Annotated in this window: 21 protein-coding genes; 8 read left to right on the plus strand and 13 right to left on the minus strand. The window is 61.8% G+C overall.

Going from position 1 to position 24,733, the window contains the following annotated elements; genetic code table 11:
* Nucleotides 1-98 precede the first annotated feature (98 nt).
* The 3 genes from JF535_RS03540 (at nt 99) to JF535_RS03550 (ending at nt 2,901) form a co-directional block, all read left to right on the plus strand.
* Nucleotides 99-1,874 (plus strand): acyl-CoA dehydrogenase C-terminal domain-containing protein, encoded by a 1,776-nt coding sequence (locus JF535_RS03540; protein WP_206999161.1) that lies wholly within the window; start codon nt 99-101, stop codon nt 1,872-1,874.
* A 141-nt stretch (nt 1,875-2,015) separates the two neighbouring features.
* The gene (locus JF535_RS03545; RefSeq protein ID WP_206999162.1) at nt 2,016-2,231 is read left to right on the plus strand and encodes a DUF3094 family protein; all 216 of its coding nucleotides are present in this window, start codon (nt 2,016-2,018) and stop codon (nt 2,229-2,231) included.
* A gap of 1 nt (nt 2,232) precedes the next feature.
* Nucleotides 2,233-2,901, plus strand: coding sequence for a nitroreductase family protein (locus tag JF535_RS03550; RefSeq protein ID WP_206999164.1), 669 nt, complete (start codon nt 2,233-2,235; stop codon nt 2,899-2,901).
* 96 nt (nt 2,902-2,997) lie between these two features.
* Here JF535_RS03550 and JF535_RS03555 read toward each other — a convergent pair whose 3' ends face one another.
* Nucleotides 2,998-3,465, minus strand: coding sequence for an EVE domain-containing protein (locus JF535_RS03555; protein ID WP_206999172.1), 468 nt, complete (start codon nt 3,463-3,465; stop codon nt 2,998-3,000).
* A gap of 146 nt (nt 3,466-3,611) precedes the next feature.
* Here JF535_RS03555 and JF535_RS03560 point away from each other — a divergent pair, with 146 nt between their 5' ends.
* Complete coding sequence (locus JF535_RS03560) at nt 3,612-4,700, plus strand: sensor histidine kinase (protein ID WP_206999174.1); 1,089 nt, start codon at nt 3,612-3,614, stop codon at nt 4,698-4,700.
* A 97-nt stretch (nt 4,701-4,797) separates the two neighbouring features.
* Complete coding sequence (locus JF535_RS03565; RefSeq protein WP_206999177.1) at nt 4,798-5,610, plus strand: response regulator; 813 nt, start codon at nt 4,798-4,800, stop codon at nt 5,608-5,610.
* 40 nt (nt 5,611-5,650) lie between these two features.
* Here the strand turns inward: JF535_RS03565 and JF535_RS03570 are convergent, their stop codons facing one another.
* The 5 genes from JF535_RS03570 to JF535_RS03590 all read right to left on the minus strand — a co-directional run bounded on the left by JF535_RS03570 (nt 5,651) and on the right by JF535_RS03590 (nt 9,261).
* Nucleotides 5,651-6,271, minus strand: a complete 621-nt coding sequence (locus JF535_RS03570; RefSeq protein ID WP_206999179.1) for a response regulator — start codon at nt 6,269-6,271, stop codon at nt 5,651-5,653.
* A 41-nt stretch (nt 6,272-6,312) separates the two neighbouring features.
* Nucleotides 6,313-7,098 carry a 3-hydroxybutyrate dehydrogenase gene (locus JF535_RS03575; protein WP_340674112.1) on the minus strand — a complete coding sequence of 262 codons (786 nt, stop codon included), beginning with the start codon at nt 7,096-7,098 and terminating at the stop codon, nt 6,313-6,315.
* A 112-nt stretch (nt 7,099-7,210) separates the two neighbouring features.
* Nucleotides 7,211-7,612, minus strand: coding sequence for a hypothetical protein (locus JF535_RS03580; protein ID WP_206999180.1), 402 nt, complete (start codon nt 7,610-7,612; stop codon nt 7,211-7,213).
* A 97-nt stretch (nt 7,613-7,709) separates the two neighbouring features.
* Nucleotides 7,710-7,979 (minus strand): hypothetical protein, encoded by a 270-nt coding sequence (locus tag JF535_RS03585; protein WP_206999182.1) that lies wholly within the window; start codon nt 7,977-7,979, stop codon nt 7,710-7,712.
* A gap of 190 nt (nt 7,980-8,169) precedes the next feature.
* Nucleotides 8,170-9,261, minus strand: coding sequence for a hypothetical protein (locus JF535_RS03590; protein ID WP_206999184.1), 1,092 nt, complete (start codon nt 9,259-9,261; stop codon nt 8,170-8,172).
* A gap of 140 nt (nt 9,262-9,401) precedes the next feature.
* On the opposite strand from JF535_RS03590, the gene serB reads away from it, so the two are divergent.
* Nucleotides 9,402-10,424, plus strand: coding sequence for a phosphoserine phosphatase SerB (serB, locus tag JF535_RS03595; RefSeq protein ID WP_206999186.1), 1,023 nt, complete (start codon nt 9,402-9,404; stop codon nt 10,422-10,424).
* Here serB and JF535_RS03600 read toward each other — a convergent pair.
* From JF535_RS03600 to epmB, 7 genes are all read right to left on the minus strand, one after another.
* The gene (locus JF535_RS03600; protein ID WP_206999189.1) at nt 10,418-10,591 is read right to left on the minus strand and encodes a hypothetical protein; all 174 of its coding nucleotides are present in this window, start codon (nt 10,589-10,591) and stop codon (nt 10,418-10,420) included. The genes serB and JF535_RS03600 overlap by 7 nt on opposite strands.
* Nucleotides 10,592-10,734: 143 nt before the next feature.
* Nucleotides 10,735-13,854 (minus strand): efflux RND transporter permease subunit, encoded by a 3,120-nt coding sequence (locus JF535_RS03605; protein ID WP_206999192.1) that lies wholly within the window; start codon nt 13,852-13,854, stop codon nt 10,735-10,737.
* On the minus strand, nt 13,851-14,933 hold the full coding sequence (locus tag JF535_RS03610) for an efflux RND transporter periplasmic adaptor subunit (RefSeq protein WP_206999194.1): 1,083 nt from the start codon (nt 14,931-14,933) through the stop codon (nt 13,851-13,853). Before JF535_RS03610 ends, JF535_RS03605 begins: the two co-directional genes overlap by 4 nt.
* 215 nt (nt 14,934-15,148) lie before the next feature.
* Nucleotides 15,149-17,134: a M1 family metallopeptidase gene (locus tag JF535_RS03615; protein WP_206999196.1), complete on the minus strand. Its 1,986-nt coding sequence runs from the start codon at nt 17,132-17,134 to the stop codon at nt 15,149-15,151.
* Between the two features lie 214 nt (nt 17,135-17,348).
* On the minus strand, nt 17,349-19,433 hold the full coding sequence (locus tag JF535_RS03620) for an EAL domain-containing response regulator (RefSeq protein ID WP_206999198.1): 2,085 nt from the start codon (nt 19,431-19,433) through the stop codon (nt 17,349-17,351).
* A 285-nt stretch (nt 19,434-19,718) separates the two neighbouring features.
* A complete protein-coding gene (locus tag JF535_RS03625) occupies nt 19,719-21,605 on the minus strand; it encodes a hypothetical protein (RefSeq protein ID WP_206999200.1) in 1,887 nt (628 codons plus the stop codon).
* 185 nt (nt 21,606-21,790) lie between these two features.
* Nucleotides 21,791-22,840 (minus strand): EF-P beta-lysylation protein EpmB, encoded by a 1,050-nt coding sequence (gene epmB / locus JF535_RS03630; protein ID WP_206999202.1) that lies wholly within the window; start codon nt 22,838-22,840, stop codon nt 21,791-21,793.
* Nucleotides 22,841-22,947: 107 nt separating this feature from the next.
* Here epmB and efp point away from each other — a divergent pair, with 107 nt between their 5' ends.
* Together efp and epmA are read left to right on the plus strand one after the other, a co-directional pair.
* Nucleotides 22,948-23,520, plus strand: coding sequence for an elongation factor P (efp, locus tag JF535_RS03635; RefSeq protein WP_206999204.1), 573 nt, complete (start codon nt 22,948-22,950; stop codon nt 23,518-23,520).
* 220 nt (nt 23,521-23,740) lie between these two features.
* Nucleotides 23,741-24,706, plus strand: a complete 966-nt coding sequence (epmA, locus tag JF535_RS03640; protein WP_206999206.1) for an EF-P lysine aminoacylase EpmA — start codon at nt 23,741-23,743, stop codon at nt 24,704-24,706.
* Nucleotides 24,707-24,733: the final 27 nt, after the last annotated feature.

The raw sequence follows: 24,733 nt of genomic DNA on the forward strand, positions 1-24,733 counted from the left end.
TAATTGCTTGATCGTCCCGTCAGTCACTCACTGACACAGTCAAAACTATTAGTCAGAAACAAAAGTCAGAACCACAACCAATTCAGCGAGGCGAGACCATGGCCGACTACAAGGCACCACTGCGCGAGATGAACTTCCTGCTGCACGAGGTATTCGAGGCGGACAAACTGTGGGCGCGCCTGCCGGCGCTGGCGGAAACCGCCGACCGCGAAACCGCCGATGCCATCCTGGAAGAGATGGGCAAACTGGCCGCCAACACCCTGGATCCCATCAACCGCAGTGGCGATGAGGAAGGCTGCCACTGGAACGATGGTGTGGTGACCACACCGAAAGGCTTCCCGGAGGCTTACGCCACCTATTGCGAAGGCGGCTGGGGTGCGCTGGTGGGCAATCCGGAATTCGGCGGCATGGGCATGCCCAAGATGCTCGGCGCACAGGTCGAAGAAATGCTGTGCTCAGCGAATATCTCCTTTGCCCTTTACCCGGTGTTGACCAACGGCGCCTGCCTGGCACTCGACGCCCACGGCAGTGACGAGCTGAAACAGAAGTACCTGCCCAACATGTACGCCGGCACCTGGGCCGGGGCCATGGACCTGACCGAGCCCCACGCGGGCACCGACCTCGGGATTATCCGCACCAAGGCGGAACCCCAGGATGACGGCAGCTACCGTATTACCGGCAGCAAGATCTTTATCACCGGCGGCGAGCACGACCTGTCGGAAAACATCATTCACCTGGTGCTGGCCAAGCTGCCCGATGCGCCCAAGGGCCCCAAGGGTATTTCCCTGTTCCTGGTGCCGAAGATTCTGGTCAATGAGGACGGCAGCCTAGGTGAGCGCAACGCCGTGCACTGCGGTTCCATCGAGCACAAGATGGGTATCAAGGCCTCCGCCACCTGCGCCATGAACTACGACGGCGCCAAGGGTTGGCTGGTGGGTGAGGTGAACAAGGGCCTCGCCGCCATGTTCACCATGATGAACTACGAGCGTCTGGGTGTGGGCATCCAGGGGCTTGGGGCTTCCGAGCGCTCCTACCAGAGCGCCATTGAATACGCCCGCGACCGCGTGCAGAGCCGTTCACCGGAGGGTGCCAAGCAGCCAGAGAAAACCGCCGACCCGATCATCGTGCACCCGGACGTGCGCCGCATGCTGCTGACCCAGAAGGCCTACATCGGCGGTGCCCGCGCCCTGTCCACCTATGTGGCCCGTTGGCTCGACCTGGCCAAGTTTGCCGAGGGCGAGGAAAAGCAACACGCGGAAGCCATGGTGGCGCTGCTGACCCCGGTGGCCAAGGCATTCTTCACCGACAAGGGCCTCGAGTGCACCGTGCTCGGCCAGCAGGTGTTTGGCGGTCACGGCTATATCCGCGAGTGGGGGCAGGAGCAGCTGGTTCGCGATGTACGTATCACCCAGATTTACGAGGGCACCAACGGCATTCAGGCGCTGGACCTGATCGGCCGCAAGACCGTGGCCAACGGCGGCGCCTACTTTGAGCTGTTTGCGGCCGATGTACAGGCGTTTATCGATGCCAACGCGGAAAACGAGGCAGTGGCCGAGTTCATTGCGCCGCTGGCGACCGAATTGCAGCGCCTCAAGGATGTGACCGCGACAGTGCTTGAAGCGGCGAAAACCGACCCGAATGCCCCCGGTGCCGCGTCGGTGGAGTACCTGCACCTGTTTGGCTATGTAGCCTATGCCTATATGTGGGCCAAGGTTGCCGCGGTTGCCGCGGGGCAGGCGGACGACTTCTACCGTGGCCAGCTCAAGACTGCGCGCTTCTATTTCGCCCGCCTGTTGCCGCAGACCAAGGCGTTGGCCGAGAGCGTGCAGGCCGGCAGCGAGACGTTGATGGACCTTGAGGAAGCGCTGTTCTGATCGCCCCAATGGTCATGTAGCCGGTAATCAGTCGGCAACAGGGAATCCTTGTCGTCACAGGGCCCCGCACGCGCGGGGCTTTTTTCGTTGCGGCGAATCTCCTAAACTCGGGGTATCACAATAAAAAAGACCCCGGTTACCATGTCGCAATCAGATCCTGAAACCGAATCCGTCATCCCACCGAAACAGCTCTCTGACGAAGATCAGGCCCGCGTGGATCGCTACCTGACCCGTGGCCACAACGATGTGGAGCGCAAACCATTCCGCCCTTTCCTGTTGCTGGGCATTATTCTCGCCGTGCTCACGCTGCTGTCGTTGCTCAGCCTGTTCATCGCGCGTACTAAAGGCGTAGTGTGATATGGCCAACTCAGAACAGTTTCTGCCCCTGGAATTTGAGCCGCTGGACGATGCCGCGAAAATCGAGCGTGCGCGCGCGTTTTACCAGTTGATGCAACGGCGTCGCTCGGTGCGGGAATTTTCCGATGCCCCGGTGCCGCGGGAAGTCATCGAGCAGGCATTGCGCACCGCCGGCAGTGCCCCCAGTGGCGCGAATATGCAGCCCTGGCACTTTTGTGTGGTGGCGTCGGCCAGTGTAAAGCGCGAGATTCGCCAGGCGGCCGAGGCCGAGGAGCGGGAGTTCTATGAGCGCCGCGCGTCCGAGGAGTGGCTGGATGCCCTCGCGCCCCTGGGTACAGATGCGCACAAGCCCTTTCTGGAAACGGCGCCCTATCTCATTGTCATCTTCCTGAAGAAATTTTCCGAGGGCGGCGCGGGAGAGCAGCGCAAAAACTACTACACCTCCGAATCGGTGGGCATTGCCACCGGCATGCTGCTGGCGGCACTGCACAATGCGGGCCTTGCCACGCTGACTCATACCCCCAGCCCGATGAAATTCCTTAACGAGATTCTCGGGCGTCCGGTGAACGAGCGCCCCTATATGGTCGTGGTCGCGGGGCTGCCCGCCGAGGGCGCACAGGTACCGGCGATCAGCAAAAAGCCCCTGGACGAGATTGCGGAATTTATCTAAATCATGTGGAAATCGGTGGATGCGCCTGCGGCTTATCCACCCTACGGTTTCCAAGGTGTTCGTGTAGGGTGGATAAGCGAAGCGCATCCACCTTTGTCAGTCAGAGCCTGCTCCCAGCTTTTCGATCAGTCTCCACTCCGCCGACGTCACCGGCTGGATCGACAGCCGCCCCTGCTTGACCAGCACCATCTCCGCCAGCGCCGGGTTCTGCTTGATGGCTTTCAGGGACACCGGGTGGGCAAATGCGCTCTGCCACTGGATGTCCACGCAATACCAGCGCGGCTTGTCTGTACTGGCCTTGGGGTCGCAGTATTTGCTTTCCGGGTCGAACTGGGCCGGATCCGGGTAAGCGGCGCGCGCCACGCGGGCGGTGCCGACCACCGCGGGCACCTTGCAGGCACTGTGGTAAAAGAGCACACCGTCGCCCTCTTCGACCTGATCCCTCAGAAAGTTGCGCGCCTGATAGTTGCGGATACCATCCCAGCGCCCGATCCCGCCGGGCTCCCCTTGCAGGTCAGAAAGGCTGTATTCGTCCGGCTCCGACTTGAATAACCAGTAATTCATCCCGCTGTTCCCCTCAATGCGTCCGGTTTGGCCGCAATCTGCGGCAGTCTGTCAGATTGCTGCGTTTGGTGGTATTTCGCCCACGCCCCTGGTGATTTAGGCTATTTTCCCAGATTGGCGCACTTTCTGCGCATGTTTGGAGCATTATGGGCACTTCCGTTTTCAACTGGCTTTCCGAATGGCTGACCTCTGAGCGCAACCAGTACTGGGCGCTGCAGTGGAGCGGCTGGGCGGGTTATACCCTGCTGACGTTTATCGGGGGCTTCTTCTGGGTCGGCAATCACTGGCTATACAGTGGCTACATTGCCGTGGCCACCGCGTCCGGTATTGCCATATCCGAAGGCATGCGCCGCGGCTTCCAGCGGCTCTGGAACAAGGCACCGGCACAGCGCCTGGCGGGCACCCTCGGCGTGATCATTCTGGGGGCGGCGCTGTGGGCGGCCATCAAGTTTGGTGGCTCCCTGTGGCTGTATGGCAAGGAGAGCGACGAACACCCGATGGTGATGGCCATCTACTGGTTCTCCTATTCGTTCCTGATCTACATGACATGGACGGCGCTGTATTACGGCATCAAGTATTACCAGGCCTCACTGCTGCAGCAGGAGAAGGCGCTGCGCGCGGAGTCCATCGCGCACCAGTCGCAGCTCAAGATGTTGCGCTACCAGCTGAACCCGCATTTTCTGTTCAATACCCTGAACGCGATTTCCACGCTGATCCTTGACCAGGATGGCAAAACCGCAAACAGCATGGTGACGCGCCTCTCCCAGTTCCTGCGTCACTCGCTGGACAACGATCCCATGCAAAAGGTGACCCTGGCGAAGGAAGTCGAGGCGCTGATGCTGTACCTGGACATTGAAAAGGTCCGCTTTGCCGACCGCTTGCAGGTGCGGGTGGATCTGGAGGGGGAGGCCGAGCAGGCGCTGGTCCCGAGCCTGTTGCTGCAGCCCCTTGTGGAGAACGCGATCAAATACGGCATCTCACAGCGGGAGTGGGGCGGGGAAATCCGGATCAAGGCGCGGGTCTTTGCCGGCGAGTTGTTGCTGGAGGTGAGTGACAATGGTCCCGGTATGCCGGAGGCAGAGCTGGTGCATTTGGGTAAAGGTAATGGGGTAGGCATCCGCAATACCTGCGAGCGGTTGCAGGCGCTGTACGGCGCGGAGCAGAAAACCCGCTTCTGCAATCGTCCTGAAGGTGGGCTTGCGGTACATTTGCGTATCCCGTTTGAGCGGGATTGACCCTTGCCTCCGCTCGCCGGGTTAAAAGGTCCGGCTGAAACAGGCGGTGTTGCAGGGAAACGTAGGGAAACGGTTTTTACAGGTGGAGAGACAAGCGGTGAGTAGCGACAGTTTGAAAGTCATTATCGTAGACGATGAACCTCTGGCCCGGCGCGGCTTGCGCTTGCGTCTAGAAAACCTGGGCGGTGTCGAGGTGGTGGCGGAGTGCGGTAATGGCCGTGAGGCGAAGGAGCAGATCGTCAGTCTCAAGCCGGATGTGGCGTTTCTGGATATCCAGATGCCCGGCGTGACCGGTCTCGAGCTGGTGCAACTGCTGCCTGAAGAGGCCCTCCCGCAGATTGTATTTGTCACCGCCTATGACCAGTACGCGGTGGAGGCCTTTGAGGTCAACGCAGTGGACTATGTGTTGAAACCCATCGAGGAAGATCGCCTCAGCCGCGCCTTGCAGCGCGCGCGTGAGAAGCTCGGCAGTGAAAATCTTGCGGCGCAGCGCGAACAGCTGCTGGAAGCCGTGGCCGACCTCACCCAGGAATCCCCGGAGAGCCTGGAGGAGAGGCTGGCCGCGGGTGAGCTGGGCAGTAGCCGTTACCCGGAAAAAATTGCGATCAAGGATTCGGGCAAGATTACCCTGGTGCCCGCCCGTGAGATTGACTGGATCGACGCCGCTGGTGATTACATGTGTGTGCACGCCAACGGCGAGACCCATGTGATGCGTATCACCATGAAGGAGCTGGAGCAGCAGCTGGACCCGAAAGTCTTCCAGCGTATTCACCGTTCAACCATCGTTAATCTCAAGCGCGTGCGGGAGATCTGTGCGCACATCAATGGCGAGTATCACCTGGTGCTGAACAATGGCGAGCGCCTGAAAATGAGCCGCAGCTATAAAAACAAGGTGCAGCACTTTATCTGACTGAAAATGCCGCCGTTCGGTTCACGGCTGGCAACCGCGCTCAGATCTGAATCAGCGCCTGGGCCTCGCGGATCAACTGCTTGCGATCGCGCAGTTCGAGCTTGCGTAAAATCGCCGTCACGTGGCTTTTCACCGTGGGCTCGGTAATGTCCAGGTCGTAGGCGATCTGCTTGTTCAGCATGCCCTGGGCAATCATCTGGAAAATTTTCAATTGCTGCGGAGTGAGCTGGCCCAGCTTCTCTGCCAGCGCACTTTCACTTTCCGCCTGCAGCGCTTCTTCGCTAAACCACTGATCTCCCGCCAGCACGCATTCGATACATTGCAGTATTTCATCTGGCCGTGCGGTTTTGGACAGGAAGCCACTGGCACCGAGACCGGCTGCCTGCTGGATGACCCCGTGGCGGTCACTACCGGAAACCACCACCACCGGCACCGCAGGGAAGTCATTACGAATCCGTGCCAGTCCGCTGAATCCCTCACTGCCGGGCATGTTGAGATCGAGCAACAGCAGGTCGATTTCGGACTGCGCCAGCCGCGCGAGTGTGGAGTCCAGGTCCTCGCTCTGTAGCAGCTCGGCCTTGGGGAAGTGTGGGGTGAGGGTGGTCGCCAACGCGTCGCGATACAGCGGGTGGTCGTCGGCAATCAGCAGTTGATAATTCACGGCAGCACCCTGGAGAATGAATGAATCGGGTGCCACCGATACTACTGTGCGCTCCATCCGCCGTCCACCGGCAAGGCCGCACCGGTAATGGTGCCGGCGAAATCGCCGCACAGGTACAGCGCCAGTTCACCGATCGCGTCGGGGCTGGTGGCGCGTGCCATCGGCTGTTTTGCGCCCACCAGCTCTGCGCGTGCCGTCTCCAGGTCGATCTGCTGCTCGCGGGCGATATGTTCAATTTGTGGCTGGATGAGCGGTGTTTCCACCCATCCCGGACAGATCGCATTCGCGGTGATGTTGTGGTCGGCATTTTCCAGGGCGAGCACCTTGGTCAATCCCACCAGCCCGTGCTTGGCCGCGCAGTAGGCGGATTTGTTTTCCGAGGCGACCAGTCCGTGCACCGAGGCAACATTGATGATGCGTCCCCAGCGCGCCGCGCGCATGGCGGGCAACAGCTCTCGGCACAGAAAAAAACTGGCGCTCAGGTTGATCGACAGAATCTGGTGCCATTTGTCACTGGGGAATTCATGGGCCGCGGCGGTGTGTTGAATACCGGCGTTATTGATCAGGATCGACGGGTTGCCAATGGCTTCGCGAGTGTCCGCCACCAGTTGCGCGCACCCCGCTTCGCTGGCGATGTCCGCGGAGCTGAAACCCTGGTTGCCGGGGTAGCCGGCGAATGCTGCGCGCAGTGCGTCAGCGGTTTCGTTATCTGCAAGACCGTGCAGCATGACGTGGTGCCCGGCCCTGGCAAAGCAGTGGGCGATGGCAAGACCTATGCCGCTGGTAGAACCAGTGATCAGGACGGAGTGCGATTGATTCTGCTGCACGACAAACTCCCGCAGATGCTTATTCTTTGGATAAATCCTAGCAGCGGCGGGAGTCGCGGGTCTGTATGACCAAGGTATGAGTTGGCCTCATACCCCGATCATTGGCCTGGGCCTAGCGGCGATGGTGTCTGCCACCGTGGTGGTGGTGCCCACCGCCCGGACGATGGCTGGGCAGATGTGTCGGGCGACCGGGACGGTTCGGGCGGTAGCCGGGACGGTTGTGGTGATAGTGCTTACGGTAGCCGTGGCGGTTGTAGTAGTGGCGACCGTGGTAGCGATGGTAGCCGCCGCGATAGTAACGGGGATGGCCGTAGCGATGACCATAGCGATAGTAGCGCGGCGACGAGTAGTAAAACGACACACTACTGGACGGGTACACATAGGGTCGCGAGTAGGGGTAACTGGAGTACCCGACACTGCTGGAGCTGTAATAACCATCGGAAACACAGGCGCCCAGTGTCAGGGTGCCGAATACGGTGACGGCCAACAGGCCTTTTTTGACAATGCTCTTCATAGGAGACCTCCGGGGGACAAGCAGCGGGCAGTCACCGCGCGCAAGCGCAGTAAGTACCGGTGAGCTGTTTTCGTGACTTAACGCGTACTGGGAAGGTTCAGCGAGGTTGGTTGACGCGGTTTTGCGGCATGTTCCGACGGTATTCACCGCCGTTCATGTAGTAGTTGGGATGGCGAACGTTGTGGCAGCGTCCGTTCTGGTGGCAGTGGTAATAGCGACTCTGCACCGAGTAGTAGCCGGGGCCCTGATTGGTGCGGTTGATGGCCGTTGTGGTGTCGGTCATGTTCTCCATGCTGGTGCAGCCGGACATTGCCAGCAGCGCAGCGGCGCCAATGCCGCCAGCCAGTCCTGCAAAAGAACGCTTCATGAAAACCTCCACGCCGCGAGGGCGGGTGAACCTTTTTATTTTCGATCTGCTCGTCAGAGAAACGTTACTGGCGGCAAATCGAAACCCAAGTGGAGGCTATTTAAGGGTCGCGGAGATCGAATCACGAAGATTATTAGGGGATTGCAACGACCGAAATGCAATGAAAACCGGTCGGGTTATAAGTGAATCGTTATCCGGCGGCCACCAGTTGCTGCAGCTGATTGTCCAGAAGCTGCTGGAGCTTGGGGTTCAGGCCGGTGACCTCGGCGCCCGCACTGGTGGTGTGGCACTGGATCCGGTCGGCCAGGGAATCGTCGTCCTGCAGCTGCGGATGCAGTGCCAGGCCGCGGGACTGGCTCAGCAGCTGCTCGCCCGCGAAGTCGAATTGCTGCGGCCGGGTCGGCATCACCGCCAGCGCCAGCTGCAGCCCGGTGGCGCGGCTCGACTGTTGCAGGCCGCGCAGCAGCAGGCCGGCACAGACCGCGCGAAAGGCGGCGTCGTCGCCGGCAAAGCCCAGCCCGACCGCGGGGCCGGCGCTCGGCAGTGGGCGCGCATCGTAAATGCGGGTGAGCAGCTGCAGGCGCTGGTCCAGCGTTTCCTGCAGGCTGTCCAAGGCGCTGCGCGACAGCTGGTTGCCCAGCTGCGCCCAGTTTAGCGGGCGCAGGTACAGGCCCGCGGTCACTTCCGGCGGCGGCTTGGGTTTTGCCTTGGGTACGATCAGTGGCTTGCGTTGTGGTTGTGTGCTCAGCCGATCGGCCGCCAGGGCACAGGCGGCACTGAACGGCAGCGCAAAGATCAGGCACAGCAACAGGCTCCCCCAGGGGTAAGTTACTGACGCGCCCGGCTGGATGTTCAGTGCCACACTGCCCGCCAGACTATCGTGCAGTACCACCGGCTCGGTAATCATTTCACCGCGGCCGCGCTCTCCGGTCTGGGCCAGCGGACTGGAATCGACGTCCTGGATGGTCACCCCATGCACCGATGGCAGTGTCAGCGCCTGCTGGGCGAGTATCTGCAGGCTGATACGGTCCCCGGCGACGATCTGCTGCAGGCTCTGGCTGGCCAGCAATTTGGCTGCCGCGGTGGCACTGGCCCGGTCCCGGGCGATGGCCGCGGACTGCTGCTGGCCGAACGCGTGGCCGAGGGTGGCGAGGCAAAAGCCGGCGAGGGTCAGCCAGATGGTGGCCGCCAGCAGCTGACGCCGCTGTTTACGGGAGAGTCCGGCAAGTCGCTGGGGCAGGCTGTGGCTGAATTCGGACAGGCTGGCGAGGAGGTTTTTCATCTTGTTATGTTTTCGCTGGCAGTACAGCGGCTGATTTTATCCCACTTCTTCAGCGAAAAAACGCGCCGCGCTATAATGCGCAGCCTTTTTCCTGTGCGTTGCCCTTGGGGGCAGCGCCCGCCAACCATCAAGAGTCAGTCATGGACGCAGCTAACTACGCCTCTCTCGCCGCCCTTTGCCAGCGGGTCTTCGCGCAACCGCTACGCGAGTCGATGCCCGAATGCCCCGCCGCGGTGAGCGCGCCCTGGTGCCTGACGCTGCTCACCGGGCAGGTGCGTGAACCATCACTGCAGGCATTGCAGGCGTTTCTCGATGGGCAGCAGTGGCGCGTGGTGGGGGTGGATATTCTGGCGTGCCGTGCCGCTTGCTGTGCGATCCGCTTGCAGCTCGACAGCGAACTGGCTTTCGATGACGCGCGCCGGGCGCTGCTGGCGTTGGCGGATGGACTGGACATGGAGTTGATCCTGCAGCCGGGGGCCACCCAGCGCACGCCGCAGCTCGCCTGTTTCGATATGGACTCCACGCTGATCCAGGCGGAAGTGATCGACGAACTGGCCAAGATCGCCGGCGTTGGCGACCAGGTGGCGGAGATCACCCTGTCTGCCATGCGTGGTGAACTGGACTTCCAGCAGAGCTTCCGCAGGCGAATGGGGTTGTTAAAAGGGTTTACCGAGGCCAGCCTCGCGGATATCGCCCCACGGCTGCCGATCATGCCCGGGGCCCCGCGCCTGTTGCGTGCCCTGCGCGGACTGGGCTGCAAAACCGCGATTCTTTCCGGCGGCTTTACCTATTTCGCCAATTACCTGAAGGACAACCACCTGGCGGTGGATGTGATTCACGCGAACCAGCTGGAATTTGATGGCGGCGCACTGACCGGCGGGGTGATTGATCCGATTGTGGATGGCGCGCGCAAGGCGCATTTGTTACAGGAAATTGCCGAGGAAATGCATCTTTCCCTGGAGCAGGTGGTTGCGGTGGGCGATGGTGCCAATGACCTGCCGATGCTGGCGTTGGGGGCGCTGGGTATTGCCTTCCACGCCAAGCCCAAGGTGCGCGCGGAAGCGCCGCAGGCGATTGATGGTTTCGAGCTGGATGCGGCCCTGTACCTGTTTGGTCTCAATGATCGCCAGATCGAGGCGCTGCTGGACGACGCTACTCAGTAAAGGCTGACAAGGCTGACCAGCGGCGGCAGCTCTGCGTTTACGCTGGCGAACGGTATTGACGGTTTGCGCTTGTTGCCGTCCTGGTAACAGGCAGTCTGTCGCCCACAGGCGGAGATAACCATAGCCAGTGTGATCAGTGCGGTGACGGCGATTAGTCGCTTGCCCATGAGGGTTCCCTGTCTGCGATTCGGTTGTGGTTTCCCGGTTGCTGCCCATTAGACGAGGCGAACCGGGAAAAAGTTGCGCTCTAGGCGTGAAGATTATGAGAATTGCGCCGGTATGCCTAGCCCGGCGCAACATCTGCCGCCAATCAATCGGGTTTTGTGATCGGGTGCTCCGCGTCGAGTTCCGCCACTTCCCGCGCCACCTGCCCCGGGGATCCGGTGCGTCGGGCGAGTATGTCGTAGGCCACCGGCACGATGTACACGGTGAACAGCGTCGCGGCCAGTACCCCGAACAACACCACAGTGCCGATCACCGCGCGGGTTTCCGAGCCGGCGCCGGACGAAAGCAGCAGCGGCAGCGAGCCGGCGGCGGTGGTAATACCGGTCATCAGGATCGGCCGCAGGCGAGTTTCTGCCGCCTGCCGCAGGGCTTGTCCAAATTCTACGCCGCGGTCTCGCAATTGGTTTGCAAACTCCACGATCAGAATACCGTTCTTCGCCGCCAGCCCCACCAGCATGATCAGCCCCACCTGGCTGTAGATATTCAGCGACTGGTTGGTAAGCAGCAGGCCGAGCAGGGCGCCGGCCATGGCCAGGGGCACGGTGAACATGATTACCAGCGGGTGGATGAAGCTCTCGAACTGGGCGGCGAGCACCAGGAACACCACCAGCGCGCCCAGCAGAATCGCGAACAGGATGGTATTGCCCGAATCCTCGAAGCTTTTTGACTGGCCCTTGTAGTCGATCACCGGCGAGCCCTCGATCGTGTCATCCACCAGCTGGTTCAGGTACTGCAGGGCCTCACCCAGCACCAGTCCATCCGCCAGGTTGGCGTCCAGGGTGATCGAGCGCACCCGGTTGTAGCGCTGCAACTGGGGCGAGTCCGCGTATTCGCTCACTTCCACCAGGCTCTGCAAGGGCACCAGCTGGCCGGTGGTGGTGGAGCGTACGTAGAGGTTTTCCAGGCTGTCCGGGGTGCGCTGCATATCGCGCTCGCCCTCGAGGATCACATCGTACTCCTCGCCATTGCTGATAAAGGTTGTGGCGCGTCGCGAGCCAAACATGGTCTGCAGGGTGGTGCCGACATCGCTGACCTGTACCCCCAGGTCTGCGGCGCGCTCGTAATCCACATTGATGCGCAGTTGCGGCTGGGTTTCCTTGTAGTCCCAGTCGACTCCCACGAGCCCCGGGTTGGATGCGTCGATGGCCGCGTTCAGCTGGTCACGCCACTCGGTCAGCTGCGCGTAGCTGCCGCCACCGAGTACAAACTGCACCGGTTTACCGAGGCCACCGCCGAAACTCTGGCGCATGACCGGAAAGGCGCGCACGCCACTCAGGTCGCTCACCGCGGCGCGCACCTGATTCATCAGCTCGAATGCCGAAGGTCGTTCACCCCAGGGGGCGAGGGTGAAAATCACCATGCCGCTGTTGAACGTGGCGGAGCTGCCGAAGGAGCGCGGTGAGCGCACCAGCAGGCGGTTCACATAACCCTTCTCCACCAGCGGCATCAACCGTTCCTCGATGGTGTCCATGTATTCCTGCATGTACTGGTAGCTGGCACCCTCCGGACCGTTGACCAGCAGGAAGAAGGAGCCGCGGTCTTCCCGTGGTGCGTATTCCGTAGGAATCAGGCGGAACGCCAGCGCCGCAAACGCCATCACCGCCACAAACACACAGCCGGCAATCCAGTGGCGGCGCAGCAGCAGGTCGAGCCCGCGACTGTAGCGGTGCTGAACACTGGACAGCGCCTTGTCCATAAAGCGGGTGGCGGCGTTGTGGTGGTCGCTGGGGCGCACAAGTTTGGAGGCGAGCATCGGCGACAGGGTAAGCGCGGTGATCGAGGAGAAGATCACTGCGGCGGACATGGTCAGGGCAAATTCCGAGAACAGCCGCCCGATATCCCCTTCGAGGAAGGTAATGGGCACGAACACCGCCACCAACACCATGGTGGTGGCCACTACCGCAAAGCCCACCTCGCGGGCACCGCGGTAGGCGGCCAGCAGTGGCGGCTCACCGTACTCGTCCATGCGCCGGAAAATATTCTCCAGTACCACAATGGCATCGTCCACCACCAGGCCGATGGCCAGTACCAGCGCCAGCAGGGTGAGCAGGTTGACACTGAAGCCGAAGGCGTACAGCAGAATGGAGGTGGCGATCAGGGACACCGGCACCGTTACCGCCGGCACCAGGGTCGCGCGCCAGTTGCCGAGGAACAGGTAGATCACCAGGGTGACCAGGATCACCGCGATGGCGAGGGTGGTGTACACCTCACTGATCGCCTCGGACACAAACACCGAAGCGTCGTAACTCTGGCTGAGGCGCATGCCGTCGGGCAGGGTCTTGTTGACCTTCACCATTTCCGCCTTGGCCGCCTCCGCCACGGCAACGATATTGCCGGTGGACTGGCGGGTGATGCCGATGCCCACCATGGGCTCGCCGTTGCCGCGGAAGGTGGAGCGGTCCTCGGCGGAACCCAGTTCCACCCGCGCCACATCGCCCAGGCGCACCACATGGCCGCTATCGCCGGTAGCCACCGCCAGCCGCGCGAAGTCCTCGGCACTCTGGAACTGGCGTTGCAGGCGCAGGGTGAACTGGCGATCGCTGGATTCCAGGTAGCCCGCCGGTAGCTCGCGGTTTTCCGCGCGCAGTGCCTGTTCGATATCCGCGCTGGTGACGTTGTGCGCGGTCATGGCGCCGCGGTCCAGCCAGATGCGCATGGCAAAGTCCTTGGCTCCACCCACGCGTACCCGGGCCACGCCATCGAGCACCGAGAAGCGGTCCACCAGGTAGCGGTTGGCGTAGTCGGTGAGCTCCGGCACGGTCATGCGGTCGGAAGTGAGGTTGAGCCAGATCACTACATCGTCGCTGCTGTCGACCTTCTCAATCTCCGGCGGATCCGCTTCCACTGGCAGGTTGTCCATCACGCCGGAAACGCGATCGCGGATATCGTTGGCCGCGCCGTCCACATCGCGGTTGATATTGAACTCGATGGAGATACGCGAGCGCCCGTCGGTGCTGGATGAGCTGACGGTTTTGATCCCCTCGATACCGGCAATCCGGTCCTCGATCACCCGGGTGATACGGGTCTCCACGATATCTGCGGAGGCGCCGGGGTAGTTGGTGTCGATGGATACGATGGGCGGATCGATATCGGGGTATTCGCGCAGTGCCAGGCGGTCGAAACTGATCAGGCCAAACACCACCAGCAGCAGTGCCAGCACCAGCGCGAAGACCGGGCGTTTGACCGCCGTATCACTGATGATCATTGGCTGGCTGCTCCGTTTTGCGCTTCGACGGTAACGGCCTGGCCGTCACGGATATGCAGCGTGCCGCGGGTGACGATCTGATCGCCTTGGGAAAGCCCCGAAAGCACTTCGACCTTGCCCAGATAGCGGTGCCCGATTTCCACCTCGCGGCGTTGAACCATATGCCCGCTTTCGGTTTTCTTCACCACAAATACAGACTGGTCGCCCGCCAGTGGCACCAGTGCCGCCTCGGGAATAGTCAGCGCCTGGCGCGGATTACTGATGATATTGACCCGCAACAGCATGCCCGGCTTGAGGTCGCCATCCGGGTTGTCCAGGCGGCCGCGCACGGTGAAGGCGCGGGTCTGCGGGTCCACCCGCGCTTCCACGATCATCACCTCGCCGTTGAATACCCGGTTGGGATGGGCCTGGCTCATGGCCTCGATTTTCATGCCGCCGGCAATAGCCGACAGTTGCCGTTCGGGCACGGTGAAATCCAGCTTCAGGCGGTCGATTTCCTGGATGGTGGTGATTTCGGTGGTAGGGGTGGCCAGGCTGCCCACACTGATGTTGCGCAACCCCAGCTGGCCGTCGAAGGGCGCGCGGATAATGCGGTCATCGATACGCGCCTGCAGGCCGTCAATCAGTGCACGGGTCTCCGCCACCTGGGTTTCCACCGCTTCCAGCTGTTCGCGGGTCGAGAGGTTCTTGCCCACCAGCCCACGCAGGCGCTTGGCATCCCGCTCGTAGCGTTGCAGGGTGGCGCGGGCGCCGGCCAGTTCTGCCAGTTCCTCGCCGTGGCTCAGTTCCACCAGTACATCACCGGCCTTTACCCGTTGCCCGCTTTCAAACGCGATGCGGCTGATGTGTTCGGTGACGCCGGCGCGCAGGGATACAAACTCCCACGCCCTGGCGGTGCCCAGTGCCTCCACCGGATTTGAAATCTGCTCCAGCTCGACAGCGGCAACGCGCACCGGTACCGGTGCGCGGCCGGGGCCGCCTTGTGCGACAACGGCGGTCGAGGAGGAAAAACTCAGCAGCGCGGCACAGGCCACGGCGAGGGTGCGGGAGGCTCGTCCGAATGCACGGGTCAGTTTCATGGTGATGGGCATTACCTGATGGTCAAAACAGTGTTTTTGATGCTGGCGCGGACAAGTGTCGCACCAAGTGCAGCAACTTCCGCGCCAGACTAGTGCAGCGGGAAGTCAGAGTTGAGGGGTTTTACAAAAATTTACCCCCGAGTGCGAGCACCCGGGGGTTCTACGCTGACAGACACCCTATTGGATTGCCCGCAAGGGTGGACGGAGCAGCGGGCCTAGTCGCCGTAGATGATTTTGCTGTTCACCTTCACCGTCAGCGGATGGTAACCGGGCTTGGCTTTCTCAAAAATCCGCTTGGCTTCGTCGGTCTTGCCGTTTTCCACCAGGTTGCGGTACAGCGGACGCAGGAACTTGTTGCGGCCGATGCTAACCAGGAAATCTTCCAGGCGTGCATTGGCCGGCTGGTAGTCGTTGCGCACCGCGATCATCAGCCAGCTGAAGGCGATCTCGTTGTTCTTCGACTGGGTGAGATCGAAAGTGCTGTCCAGTTCCTGCAGCTGATCTGCACTCAATTTCTCCGGCATGCCGTCGAGGAAATACTTCCACTGGTGGAAGGTCCAGCCTTTGGTATCGATGTCACCGGCCTTCATCTCACCGTTTAACCATTGCTCGCGAATCGGGTCGAGCTTGGTGAAGGCGTCGGAGGTGGGCTGCGGGGCACCTTCGGGAATGCCCGGTTCAAAAATCCACTGCTGGATGCGTGCGCGATCCAGTTTGTCCGGGTACTGCTTCAGCAGGGTGTCATCCAGGTATTTCACGAAGTCTTCCGTGGTAATGCTCTGGAAGGCGAAGTGGTTGAAGTACTCCATCAGGAATTTGTCGAAGTTCTCGCGGCCCACCTTTTGCTCCAGTTCATACAGGAACAGGGAGCCTTTTTCGTAGGGAATGTTCGAGAAGACTTCGTCCGGATCGCGGCCGCGCAAATCGATGGCCATGATCTCGTCTTTGTCCTCGCGGTCGTCCAGGTCGGCCTTGAGGTCGTCGTAGCCCAGTGCCATCTCCATCTGGTAGCGCTCGTCACCGTACACAAACTGCATGATGCGGTTGGTGAGGTAGGTGGTGAAGCCTTCGTTCAGCCACAGGTCGCGCCAGCTGGCGTTGGTGATCAGGTTGCCGGACCAGGAGTGGGCCAGCTCGTGGGCGATCAGCGCCACCAGGCTCTTGTCACCGGCGATCACCGTGGGGGTGATAAAGCTCAGGCGCGGGTTTTCCATGCCGCCAAACGGGAAGCTGGGGGGCAGGATCAGCAGGTCGTAGCGGTCCCAGCGGTAGGGGCCGAAGTTCTGTTCGGTGACTTCGAGCATATCCTCGGTGTCTTCGAATTCCTTGGCTGCGGCGTCGAGCAGTTCCGGCTCGGCGTAGACGCCGGTGCGCTCGCCCATGGCCTTGAAGTCCAGGTTGCCGATGCCGATGGCGATCAGGTAAGACGGAATGGCCTGGGGCATTTCAAACTCGAATACGCCATCCAGTTCTGCTTCCGGGTCGTTGTTGGCACTCATTACCGCGCGCAATTCCTGCGGCGTGCGGATGGTGGCCTTGTAGGTCATGCGCACCTGTGGGGTGTCCTGCAGGGGGATAAAGCTGCGCGCGTGAATGGCCTGGGCCTGGGTGAACAGGAAGGGGTGTTTTTTGCCCGCAGTCTGCTGGGGTTCCAGCCATTGCACACCGGAGGCACCGGGGGAAGTCTGGTACTGGATGGCCACCTTGCTGGCGCCCTTGGGCAGGTTGATCTTCAGCGGGGTGCCCAGGTGCGGGTCTTTTTTGCCCAGGCTGAATTTGACATCCTGCAGGCTGTCGCCAACGCCGGCGCGCACGGCTGTGACGTCGATGTCACGGGTATCCAGAATCAGCGGCGGGTTTTTCTGGTTGAGCCGCTTGATATCCAGAATGGCTTCGCCTTTCAGCACCTTGTTGTCGAAATCGGCGGTGAGGTCGAGGTCCAGGTGCTTGACGCGGTAGGCGTCGGTGTTGGCAAAGGAGTGGTAGTCGACGCCGGATTCGGGCGCATTTTTCTCCGCCATGGCGCCTTCTTTTTGCAGGTCCTCCGCCTGGTACTCGGTGGCGCTTTCGGGGGTGGCGGTGCCCGATGTACCGGGTTCAGCCTCTTTCTTGCCGCAGGCGCTCAGGGTGGCGAGGCTGCAAGCCAGCAGTCCAGCGCCGATCAGGCGACCGAGACCGGGGTTAAACAATTGGGGCAGCATAGGGGGCTCCATGATTGTTGTTGTGCGTGTAAGTGGGTGAATGAGGTGATTGCTTCGCGGCACAGAATACTCAATAGCCGGCGAGAGGTGAAAACCTGGTGTTGCATCGCTGTTTAAGGTAGACCGAAATGCGGTCTGTAGGCGGGATGCTCCGGGTGTTGCGGCCGGTGGTATTCCTCCGGCCGCACCTTACCCGCGCACAGAATCTGGTCGGTCAATCCAGGCTGAAGTCAAAATCCATGTCGTCGGCCGGCGGCTGTACATAGTAGCCCTGGATATAGTCGGTGCCCGTCTGCCACAGGGTGGGCAGCATGCTCGCCTGTTCCACGTGAGGGACGATCACCTGGGTGTTGATCTCCTTGAGCTGGCCCACCAGTTTGACCAAGCCCTCGCTGTCTTCGCCTTCGTCCTGTACCTCGCGCACGAAGGACGCGTCGATCTTGGCGATATCCACCTGCACATGTTCCAGGGCCTTGAACGGGCTCAGGCCGGTACCGAAATGGCAGATCGCAACCCGGCAGCCCATATCCTGCACCAGCTTGGAGAAGTCGCGCGCCGCGTGCAGGTTGCTGTTGATGTCTTCCGCGCGCAGCTGGAAGGTGACCGCGTTGGGAGGGACCTTGGCGGCCTTGAAAGCGACGCCGAGCCAGGCCGGCAGGCTGGTGTCTTTGAGAGAGGCGACCGTGAGGTGCAGCAGCACCGAAACGTTTTCGCCCTTGGCGCGTTGCGCGGCGGCCGCCTTGATCGCACTGAGGATGACCCAGCGATCCATTTTGGTGGAGAGGCCGGCGTCTCCCAAGGTTTCCAGGAAGGCGAGGGGGGCCAGTTCTTCTTTGCCGTCTACCAGACGCACCAGCACTTCGTAGATTTTTTCCCCACTGCCCTGCAGGCTGAGGATCGGCTGGTACAGCAACTTGAGGTTACCCGCTTCCAGTGCCTGGGTAACGCGGGCCCGGTGGTAGGTGTTGGCGTCTCCGTGCTGTTCGCTGTCGGGCTCGAACAGGGCGAAGCTGTTGCCATTTTCCCGTTTGAGTGCCTGGTCGTGGGCCTTGGAGGCCTGCTCCAGCACCTTGTCGGCATTGCCCGAAGTTTCACTGAGCAGGGAAATACCGATGGAAGCGGTAATGTGCAGGGTTTTGCCCGAGGCTTCGAAAATGGTGTCGGCGATCTTTTGCAGCAGTTCTTTGGCCCGACCCTCGGCGCTGTCCGGGGTGGTTTCCGGCATCAACAGGCAGTAGCTCTCTTCGCCATAGCGGGCGACCACATCGCCGCGGCGCACACTGCTCTGCAGTAGCTGCGCAAATTTGCGATGCAGGTCATCGGCGCCGGCGACGCCCACGATCTGCTGCACAGATTCTTCAAAACGGTCGATTTCGATATACATCAGGCCGCCGGTACGCTGGGAGCCCGCGGCGGACTGAATGGCGTTATTGAGCAGCTGTACGAAACGCTGGCGATTGTACAGGCCAGTGGCCGCATCGCGATTCTTCGCTTCGCTGAGCTGGGCTTCCAGCTCCTCGGTGTTACCACTGCTGGCCGCGATACGGATTTGCAGGCAGCGCTCGTCGTCGTACACCGTGGAGAGCACCTCGGCCTTGGTGCCAAGGGGCGTACCGCTGGCGGTCTTGGCGGTGAATTGCCACTCCTGAGCTTCCACCTCGTTGTTGTTGATGGCGCACTGGCGCAAGAACTCGCGTGCATCTTCCTGCTCACCTTCGGTGAGCATGTCGATCATCGGCTGATATTCGATATCGTCGCGGTCTTGGTATCCAAAGCGCTCGGCGAAGGATTCGTTGGCGTAGACGATCAGGCCATCGGAGATGTACGCGATGGCATCCTTGGAGCTGTCGAGCAGCTCCTTGGCGCGGGCGAGGGTGGCGTGGTAGCGGCGGTCGTGCATGCGCGCCTGGCGGCGCTCTTCGAGCGCGGTGAGTTCGCGCTGGATAACCAGCAGCAGGTGCTGGTCCTCGTCCACGGTGACCACGTCGCGGGCACCGGCCTTGAGCCCCTCGACCACCGGCTGGGCGCCCGCGCGCTCGGTCAGCAGCACGGTGGGCACGTCTTTCTGTAATTTGCTGATGGTGCGGATGGCGGTAGCTGCCGCCAGCTGCTTGCTCTGCTCCGCAGCGATCAGCAGATCCCAGGTGTGTTCTTGCAGAAGCTTGGTCAGGGCGGCCTCGCTGGCCACATGCTGGGCGCGGTTGGGGCGGCCGGCATTGTGCAGCATGCTCACCAGGCGCTGGGCTTCAGCGGGGGTGTCGTTGATCAGAAGTAGACGGATGGTGTTGTCGCTGCTCATTGTTTTCCTGTTGTACTGCGTTGCGGCGGCGTTATGCAAGCTTCATAACTATGCGGTTTCACTCGGTGTATGACCGCTTCCCTGCAGTACCTGGGGGCCTTTATCGGTTGCTGGTCACCCGTCAGGTATTCCAAGAGGCCGCGAACCGGTTAGTTTAGGCGTTGTGTATCTGCGCAAACAAGTGCCGCGTTGCCACTCTGGGATACGGTTCCATGATGCCACCCTAATGAGGACGAACCCTGCGGGCGTTTCCTCAGGCGTAATTGGCAGCGTGCGGGCTTGGGCTCAGGAAAACTCAAAGATGGCGAGGCTGCCGGTGGTCAGGGTCGGGCTGCGCAACACCACGGTGCGTGTCTGCCCGGCATTGACGATATCCACGGTGTCGCCAGACTGGAAAAGCGGAATGGGGAGCACCAGTTCCGGGGGGAGCCCGGCATCGCCGGTCAGCAGGCCGGCCATGGGCGCGGTGCGGCGGCCATCCTGAGTGTGGCGGCGCACCTGTACCGCGCTGGAGTGTCCACCAAAGAATTCAATTCCCAGCCGGCACTGGTCCGGAAGAGCGTATTGCCAGCGTATCAGGGCGACCTGCCAGCGGTCGTTGAGCCACAGTGCGATGAGATCGCCGCAGCGCGGACGAATCTGGGTCGCCGGGGGCAGTCGCAGGCCGGCACCGCCTTCACTGGTATTGAGCAGGGTGGCAGGAATCGGCTGATAGCGCTGGCGGGTGGTGGTGGGCTTTGCGTTGCGCGCCACCGAGGGCGCGCTGGGCAGCAGGTCTCCCGTGGGATCGGCGGCGGAAACCTCGTAACTGCGCAGTGTGCGCCCGCTGCGGAAGTCGACGGTATCGACGTCCATGACCAGTGCGCGATCCGCCTCGGTGGCGTGGGCGAAGGTCGCTTCGATTTCCGGCGCCGCTTCGTCGCCGCACTTGAGGTGGTGACAAACTGCACTGAGGCCAATCGCTACCTGGCAGCGAATATTGACCGGTGTCCGTTGTCCGCCGCGGCTTTTCTCCCCGGCCCATACCGCCTGTACCCACTGCAGCACATCCGGGGACAGCGCGCCGGGGCGGCGCAGCCGGCGCTGTAGCTGTTGCAGTGGGCCGGTCAGGTCCACTGACCACCCCTGGGGGATGGTGAAATGGTGCATGCCAACCCGGCTCTGCTGCAGGCGCACCGCAGGAATCGGGGGTTGGTCGAGCTTGAGGCTGGCGAGCAGTGCGGGTGTGCCAGATGCCGGTGCGTCCAGCAGTGAGGCGCTGGCGGCCCAGCGGCGGCAACACTGCCACAGTTGCAGCTGTTCGCCGGTGGTCAGTTGCATTGGGTTGGCGCTGGCAAACAGGGCAATATCCAGATAGCTCCGCACAAGGCGATCCCAGCGGTAACCCCCGGCCAGCGGGCCGGCCAGAGGGTCTGCTATCCGTCGTTGCTCCAGCTGCTGTTCCCGCGCCAGCTGCAGTAGGCGTTGCAAACGGCCCCAGCTGCCTTTCGGGCTTGCCAGAAAAAAGACATTGCTGGTGAACATCAGCCGGCGCAAGCCGTCGATGGCTCGGTGTAATGCGATGGCCAGGCGGCGACGGGTAAGCATGTTTTGCTTGCCGGTACTTGCCGCCTCGGCCAGCTGCACGCACACGCTGGTGTAGGCGAGCGCCAGGTGCTGCAGCAGAATGATTCCCGTCAACAGGTCGCGTCGCTGCTCCTGGGTTTGTGCGGTATCCGGGTTCTCGCGTGCCTGGTTCAACAATGGGTGTACCAGCTGCTGGTAATGCGCCACTACCACCGGGCGCAAAGCCTCCAGGCTTGCCAGTCGCTGCCTGGCGGGATTATCCCAGCGCGTCACTTCCGTGAGCAGGCTGCGCAGGGTGCCGGCATTGCGTTGCGCCCGGTCGGCGGGGGGATTCTGTTGCAGGTAGCCGGCGAGCCAGCGTTTCAACTGGCGGGGGCTGCGGCAGCCGCAGGTGAGCTCCTGCAGGTCGAGGGGGGCCGGCGACAGGCGCTCCAGCAGTGAGGGCGTACGCGGGCTTGCGGCATCGCCGTCCGGGGGTGTGATGCTGGCGCTGGGTGGTGTGGACGAATAGCCCGATGCGACGGTTGGCGCTTGCTCTTGAGGTTGTCCGGCTTCACTGCCGGTGCGGGTTGCTCCCGCTTTATGAGTATCGACTGCTTCCTGCATGACTCTAACCGGATTTTATCTCTCCGCAGTATACGAGACATCGCCATAGAAACAATCGTACCAGTTGAACGCGGCGACACGGGTGCGGGGTTTTTCGCGATTTTGGCGGGACCGTATCGCGGGGCGGTCGCGGATTGGCTCTTGTGGGGGATTTTCCAGGCCCGCGGCGCGGCCCCGGCGATCGTTCACAGCGGTGTCTTGGATCGTTCCGCGGGTATCTCGCGCACCAGTCTCGGGACCAGGTAGCCCGGCAGGCGATGTCGCAGCTGCTCCACCAGGTCGCGGGCGCGGTCGTCACTGACTTCAAAATGGGCGGCGCCCTGTACCCGGTCCAGCTGGTGCAGGTAATAGGGCAGCACACCGGCGGCAAACAGGGTTTCGGACAGGTCGGCGAGCGATTGCTCCGTGTCATTCACGCCTTTCAGCAATACCGACTGGTTGAGCAGGGTGACGCCGGCGGCCCTGAGGCGGCCGAGCGCGTCCCGCACCTCACCATCGATTTCATTGGCGTGGTTGCAGTGCAGTACCAGCACCGGCTTGAGGCGGCTGCCGCTGAACCAGTCGAGCAGCTCGCGGTTGATCCGCGAGGGGGCCACCACCGGCAGGCGGGTGTGGATGCGGAGCTTGTCCAGGTGCGGGATTTGCTGGAGCTCTTCTGCCAGCCAGCCGAGCTGTTTATCGCTCATTACCAGTGGGTCGCCGCCACTCAGGATGACTTCGCGCAGATCCTGCTGGCTGCGGATGTAGTCCAGCGCCTGTTGCCACTGGCGACGGTTGAGATGATTGTCACTGTACGGAAAGGCACGGCGGAAGCAGTAGCGGCAGTTGACCGCGCACTGGCCGGCGGTAATCAGCAGCAGGCGGCCGCGATACTTGTGCACCACCCCGGGCACCGGATTGGCGTTGGCCTCTTCCAGCGGATCGTCACTGAAGCCGGGGGTCGGCTGCAGTTCTGCCGCGCTGGGCAATACTTGCAGCAGCAGCGGGTCCTGCGGGTCACCGGGGCGGATGCGTTTGAGGTAGGGGCGCGGCACCCGCAGCTGGAATAGCGCGGAGGCGGCGGTGAGCTGGGGCAGTTGTGCTGGTGCCAGTTGCAGGGCGTCGAGCAGTTCCTGCGGGTCGGTGACCAGGTCGGCCATTTCGTCCTGCCAGCGGCGTGTGGCGGCACTGTCCTCACCGGGGGTGTGGATTTCGATGCGGCTTATTTCACGGCTGGGCTGGCGGTGCTGTATCATAGCGGGCTATTTTTTGGCGCGGTGGCTGGAAACTGCTGAGAGGCCTTTGGCGGGCCGCGCGAAGTTTAATCAATTTGACGGCATTCTGCTGATATTTCGAGGAGCTCATGGGTACATATTCCACTAACGAATTCAAAGGCGGTCTGAAGGTAATGCTGGACGGCGACCCCTGTTCCATTGTGGACAATGAGTTCGTGAAGCCCGGTAAGGGCCAGGCGTTCAACCGCGTGAAGCTGCGCAACCTGAAGACTGGCCGTGTATGGGAGCGCACTTTCCGTTCCGGTGAGAGCCTGGAGTCTGCGGATGTGATGGACCGGGATATGGAGTATCTCTATAACGACGGTGAGTTCTTCCATTTCATGGAGCCGGAGACGTTCGAGCAGCATCAGGCGGATGCGAAGGCGGTTGGCGATTCGGCCAAGTGGCTGAAGGAGCAGGATATCTGTGTGGTGACGCTGTACAACGGTGCGCCGCTGGCGGTTACTCCGCCGAATCACGTGATTCTGGAAATTACCGATACCGATCCTGGTCTGCGCGGTGATACCGCCCAGGGTGGTACCAAGCCGGCGACCCTGTCCACCGGTGCGGTGGTGAAGGTGCCGCTGTTCCTGGAAATCGGTGAGTCCATCAAGGTGGATACCCGCAATGGGGAATACCTGGGTCGCGCCAAGGAAGACTGATTTCCCCTGCCTCCGTGGCTCCCACTTGGGGTGCGTGGTGGCGGCAAGTCACCGAGGATGGGTTTTCAGGACCGCTGTGAATACATCCCTGTACGCTGCGTCGGCGACGTCCCTGTCGCCGACGCTCCTGAAAACCCATCCCCGGCGCCTCGCCTTCTCTTCTGATTCTCTGCCATTCGGCACGACTACACTGCCTTAATCATTTCGGTTGATTGCTCCCATGTCTGAAACCCTCTGGCGCCCTACTGCCCCTCTCGACAACCTCCGTCGCCGCGCCACCCTGCTCGCGGATATCCGCCGTTTTTTCAGTGAGCGGCAGGTGCTGGAAATGGAGGTGCCTATCCTGTCCCGGTGCGCCACCAGCGACCCGCATATCGATTCCATCACGGCCGATTGCAGCGGTGCGCCGGCGTTTCTGGCCACCAGCCCGGAGTTTGGACTGAAGCGCCTGGTGGCGGCGGGCATCGGCGATTGTTACTACCTGGGCAAGGCGTTTCGCAATGGGGAGGCCGGGGGGCGGCACAATCCGGAGTTCACCATGCTGGAGTGGTATCGGGTGGGCTGGGACGATCACCGTCTGATGATTGAGGTGGGGGAGTTGCTGTCGTGGTTGTTGCAGATTTCCCGGGTGCGCTCCTACAGCTATCGCGCGCTGTTTTTACAGCATCTGGATGTGGATCCGCACCGGGCGTCGTTTGAGGAGTTGAAGGCGGTGGTGGCGCGGGTGTTGGAGATTTCGTTTGAGCCGGCGGGGCGGGACGAGTGTCTGGATCTTTTGATGAGCCACCATATCGAGCCGAACATGGATGGGGCGGATGAGCCGGTAATTACGCTGGTCTACGATTTCCCGGCGTCGCAGGCGGCGCTGGCGCGGGTGGAGGAAGATGAGCTGGGGGTGCCGGTGGCACGTCGGTTCGAGGCGTATGCCGGTGGCATGGAGCTGGCCAACGGGTACTGGGAGCTGACGGATGCGCAGGAACAGCAGCGTCGCTTTGAGGCGGACCAGCGTTATCGGGAGCAGAATGGCAAGCCGGTGCGCCCGTTTGAGGCGCGGCTGGTACAGGCGCTGGCGGCGGGTATGCCGGGTTGTGCCGGGGTGGCACTGGGGGTGGACCGTTTGTTGATGTTGGCCTGTGGCGCGGCGCGTATTGATGAGGTGATTGCCTTTCCCATCGAGCGCGCCTGAACAGGCGGACCGGCGGGTTGCTGTGAA

The sequence above is a fragment of the Microbulbifer salipaludis genome (assembly GCF_017303155.1).
Classification (GTDB): Bacteria; Pseudomonadota; Gammaproteobacteria; order Pseudomonadales; family Cellvibrionaceae; genus Microbulbifer; species Microbulbifer salipaludis.

Excerpts from the sequence above, each read along its gene's own strand:
- efp (WP_206999204.1), top strand. The coding sequence starts at position 22,948 with ATGGGTACATATTCCACTAACGAATTCAAAGGCGGTCTGAAGGTAATG.
- JF535_RS03540 (WP_206999161.1), top strand. The coding sequence starts at position 99 with ATGGCCGACTACAAGGCACCACTGCGCGAGATGAACTTCCTGCTGCAC.
- epmA (WP_206999206.1), top strand. The coding sequence starts at position 23,741 with ATGTCTGAAACCCTCTGGCGCCCTACTGCCCCTCTCGACAACCTCCGT.
- JF535_RS03600 (WP_206999189.1), bottom strand. The coding sequence starts at position 10,591 with ATGGGCAAGCGACTAATCGCCGTCACCGCACTGATCACACTGGCTATG.
- JF535_RS03580 (WP_206999180.1), bottom strand. The coding sequence starts at position 7,612 with ATGAAGAGCATTGTCAAAAAAGGCCTGTTGGCCGTCACCGTATTCGGC.
- JF535_RS03620 (WP_206999198.1), bottom strand. The coding sequence starts at position 19,433 with ATGAGCAGCGACAACACCATCCGTCTACTTCTGATCAACGACACCCCC.
- JF535_RS03585 (WP_206999182.1), bottom strand. The coding sequence starts at position 7,979 with ATGAAGCGTTCTTTTGCAGGACTGGCTGGCGGCATTGGCGCCGCTGCG.
- serB (WP_206999186.1), top strand. The coding sequence starts at position 9,402 with ATGGACGCAGCTAACTACGCCTCTCTCGCCGCCCTTTGCCAGCGGGTC.
- JF535_RS03610 (WP_206999194.1), bottom strand. The coding sequence starts at position 14,933 with ATGAAACTGACCCGTGCATTCGGACGAGCCTCCCGCACCCTCGCCGTG.
- JF535_RS03590 (WP_206999184.1), bottom strand. The coding sequence starts at position 9,261 with ATGAAAAACCTCCTCGCCAGCCTGTCCGAATTCAGCCACAGCCTGCCC.
- JF535_RS03605 (WP_206999192.1), bottom strand. The coding sequence starts at position 13,854 with ATGATCATCAGTGATACGGCGGTCAAACGCCCGGTCTTCGCGCTGGTG.
- JF535_RS03625 (WP_206999200.1), bottom strand. The coding sequence starts at position 21,605 with ATGCAGGAAGCAGTCGATACTCATAAAGCGGGAGCAACCCGCACCGGC.
- JF535_RS03550 (WP_206999164.1), top strand. The coding sequence starts at position 2,233 with ATGGCCAACTCAGAACAGTTTCTGCCCCTGGAATTTGAGCCGCTGGAC.
- JF535_RS03555 (WP_206999172.1), bottom strand. The coding sequence starts at position 3,465 with ATGAATTACTGGTTATTCAAGTCGGAGCCGGACGAATACAGCCTTTCT.
- JF535_RS03545 (WP_206999162.1), top strand. The coding sequence starts at position 2,016 with ATGTCGCAATCAGATCCTGAAACCGAATCCGTCATCCCACCGAAACAG.
- JF535_RS03560 (WP_206999174.1), top strand. The coding sequence starts at position 3,612 with ATGGGCACTTCCGTTTTCAACTGGCTTTCCGAATGGCTGACCTCTGAG.
- JF535_RS03615 (WP_206999196.1), bottom strand. The coding sequence starts at position 17,134 with ATGCTGCCCCAATTGTTTAACCCCGGTCTCGGTCGCCTGATCGGCGCT.
- epmB (WP_206999202.1), bottom strand. The coding sequence starts at position 22,840 with ATGATACAGCACCGCCAGCCCAGCCGTGAAATAAGCCGCATCGAAATC.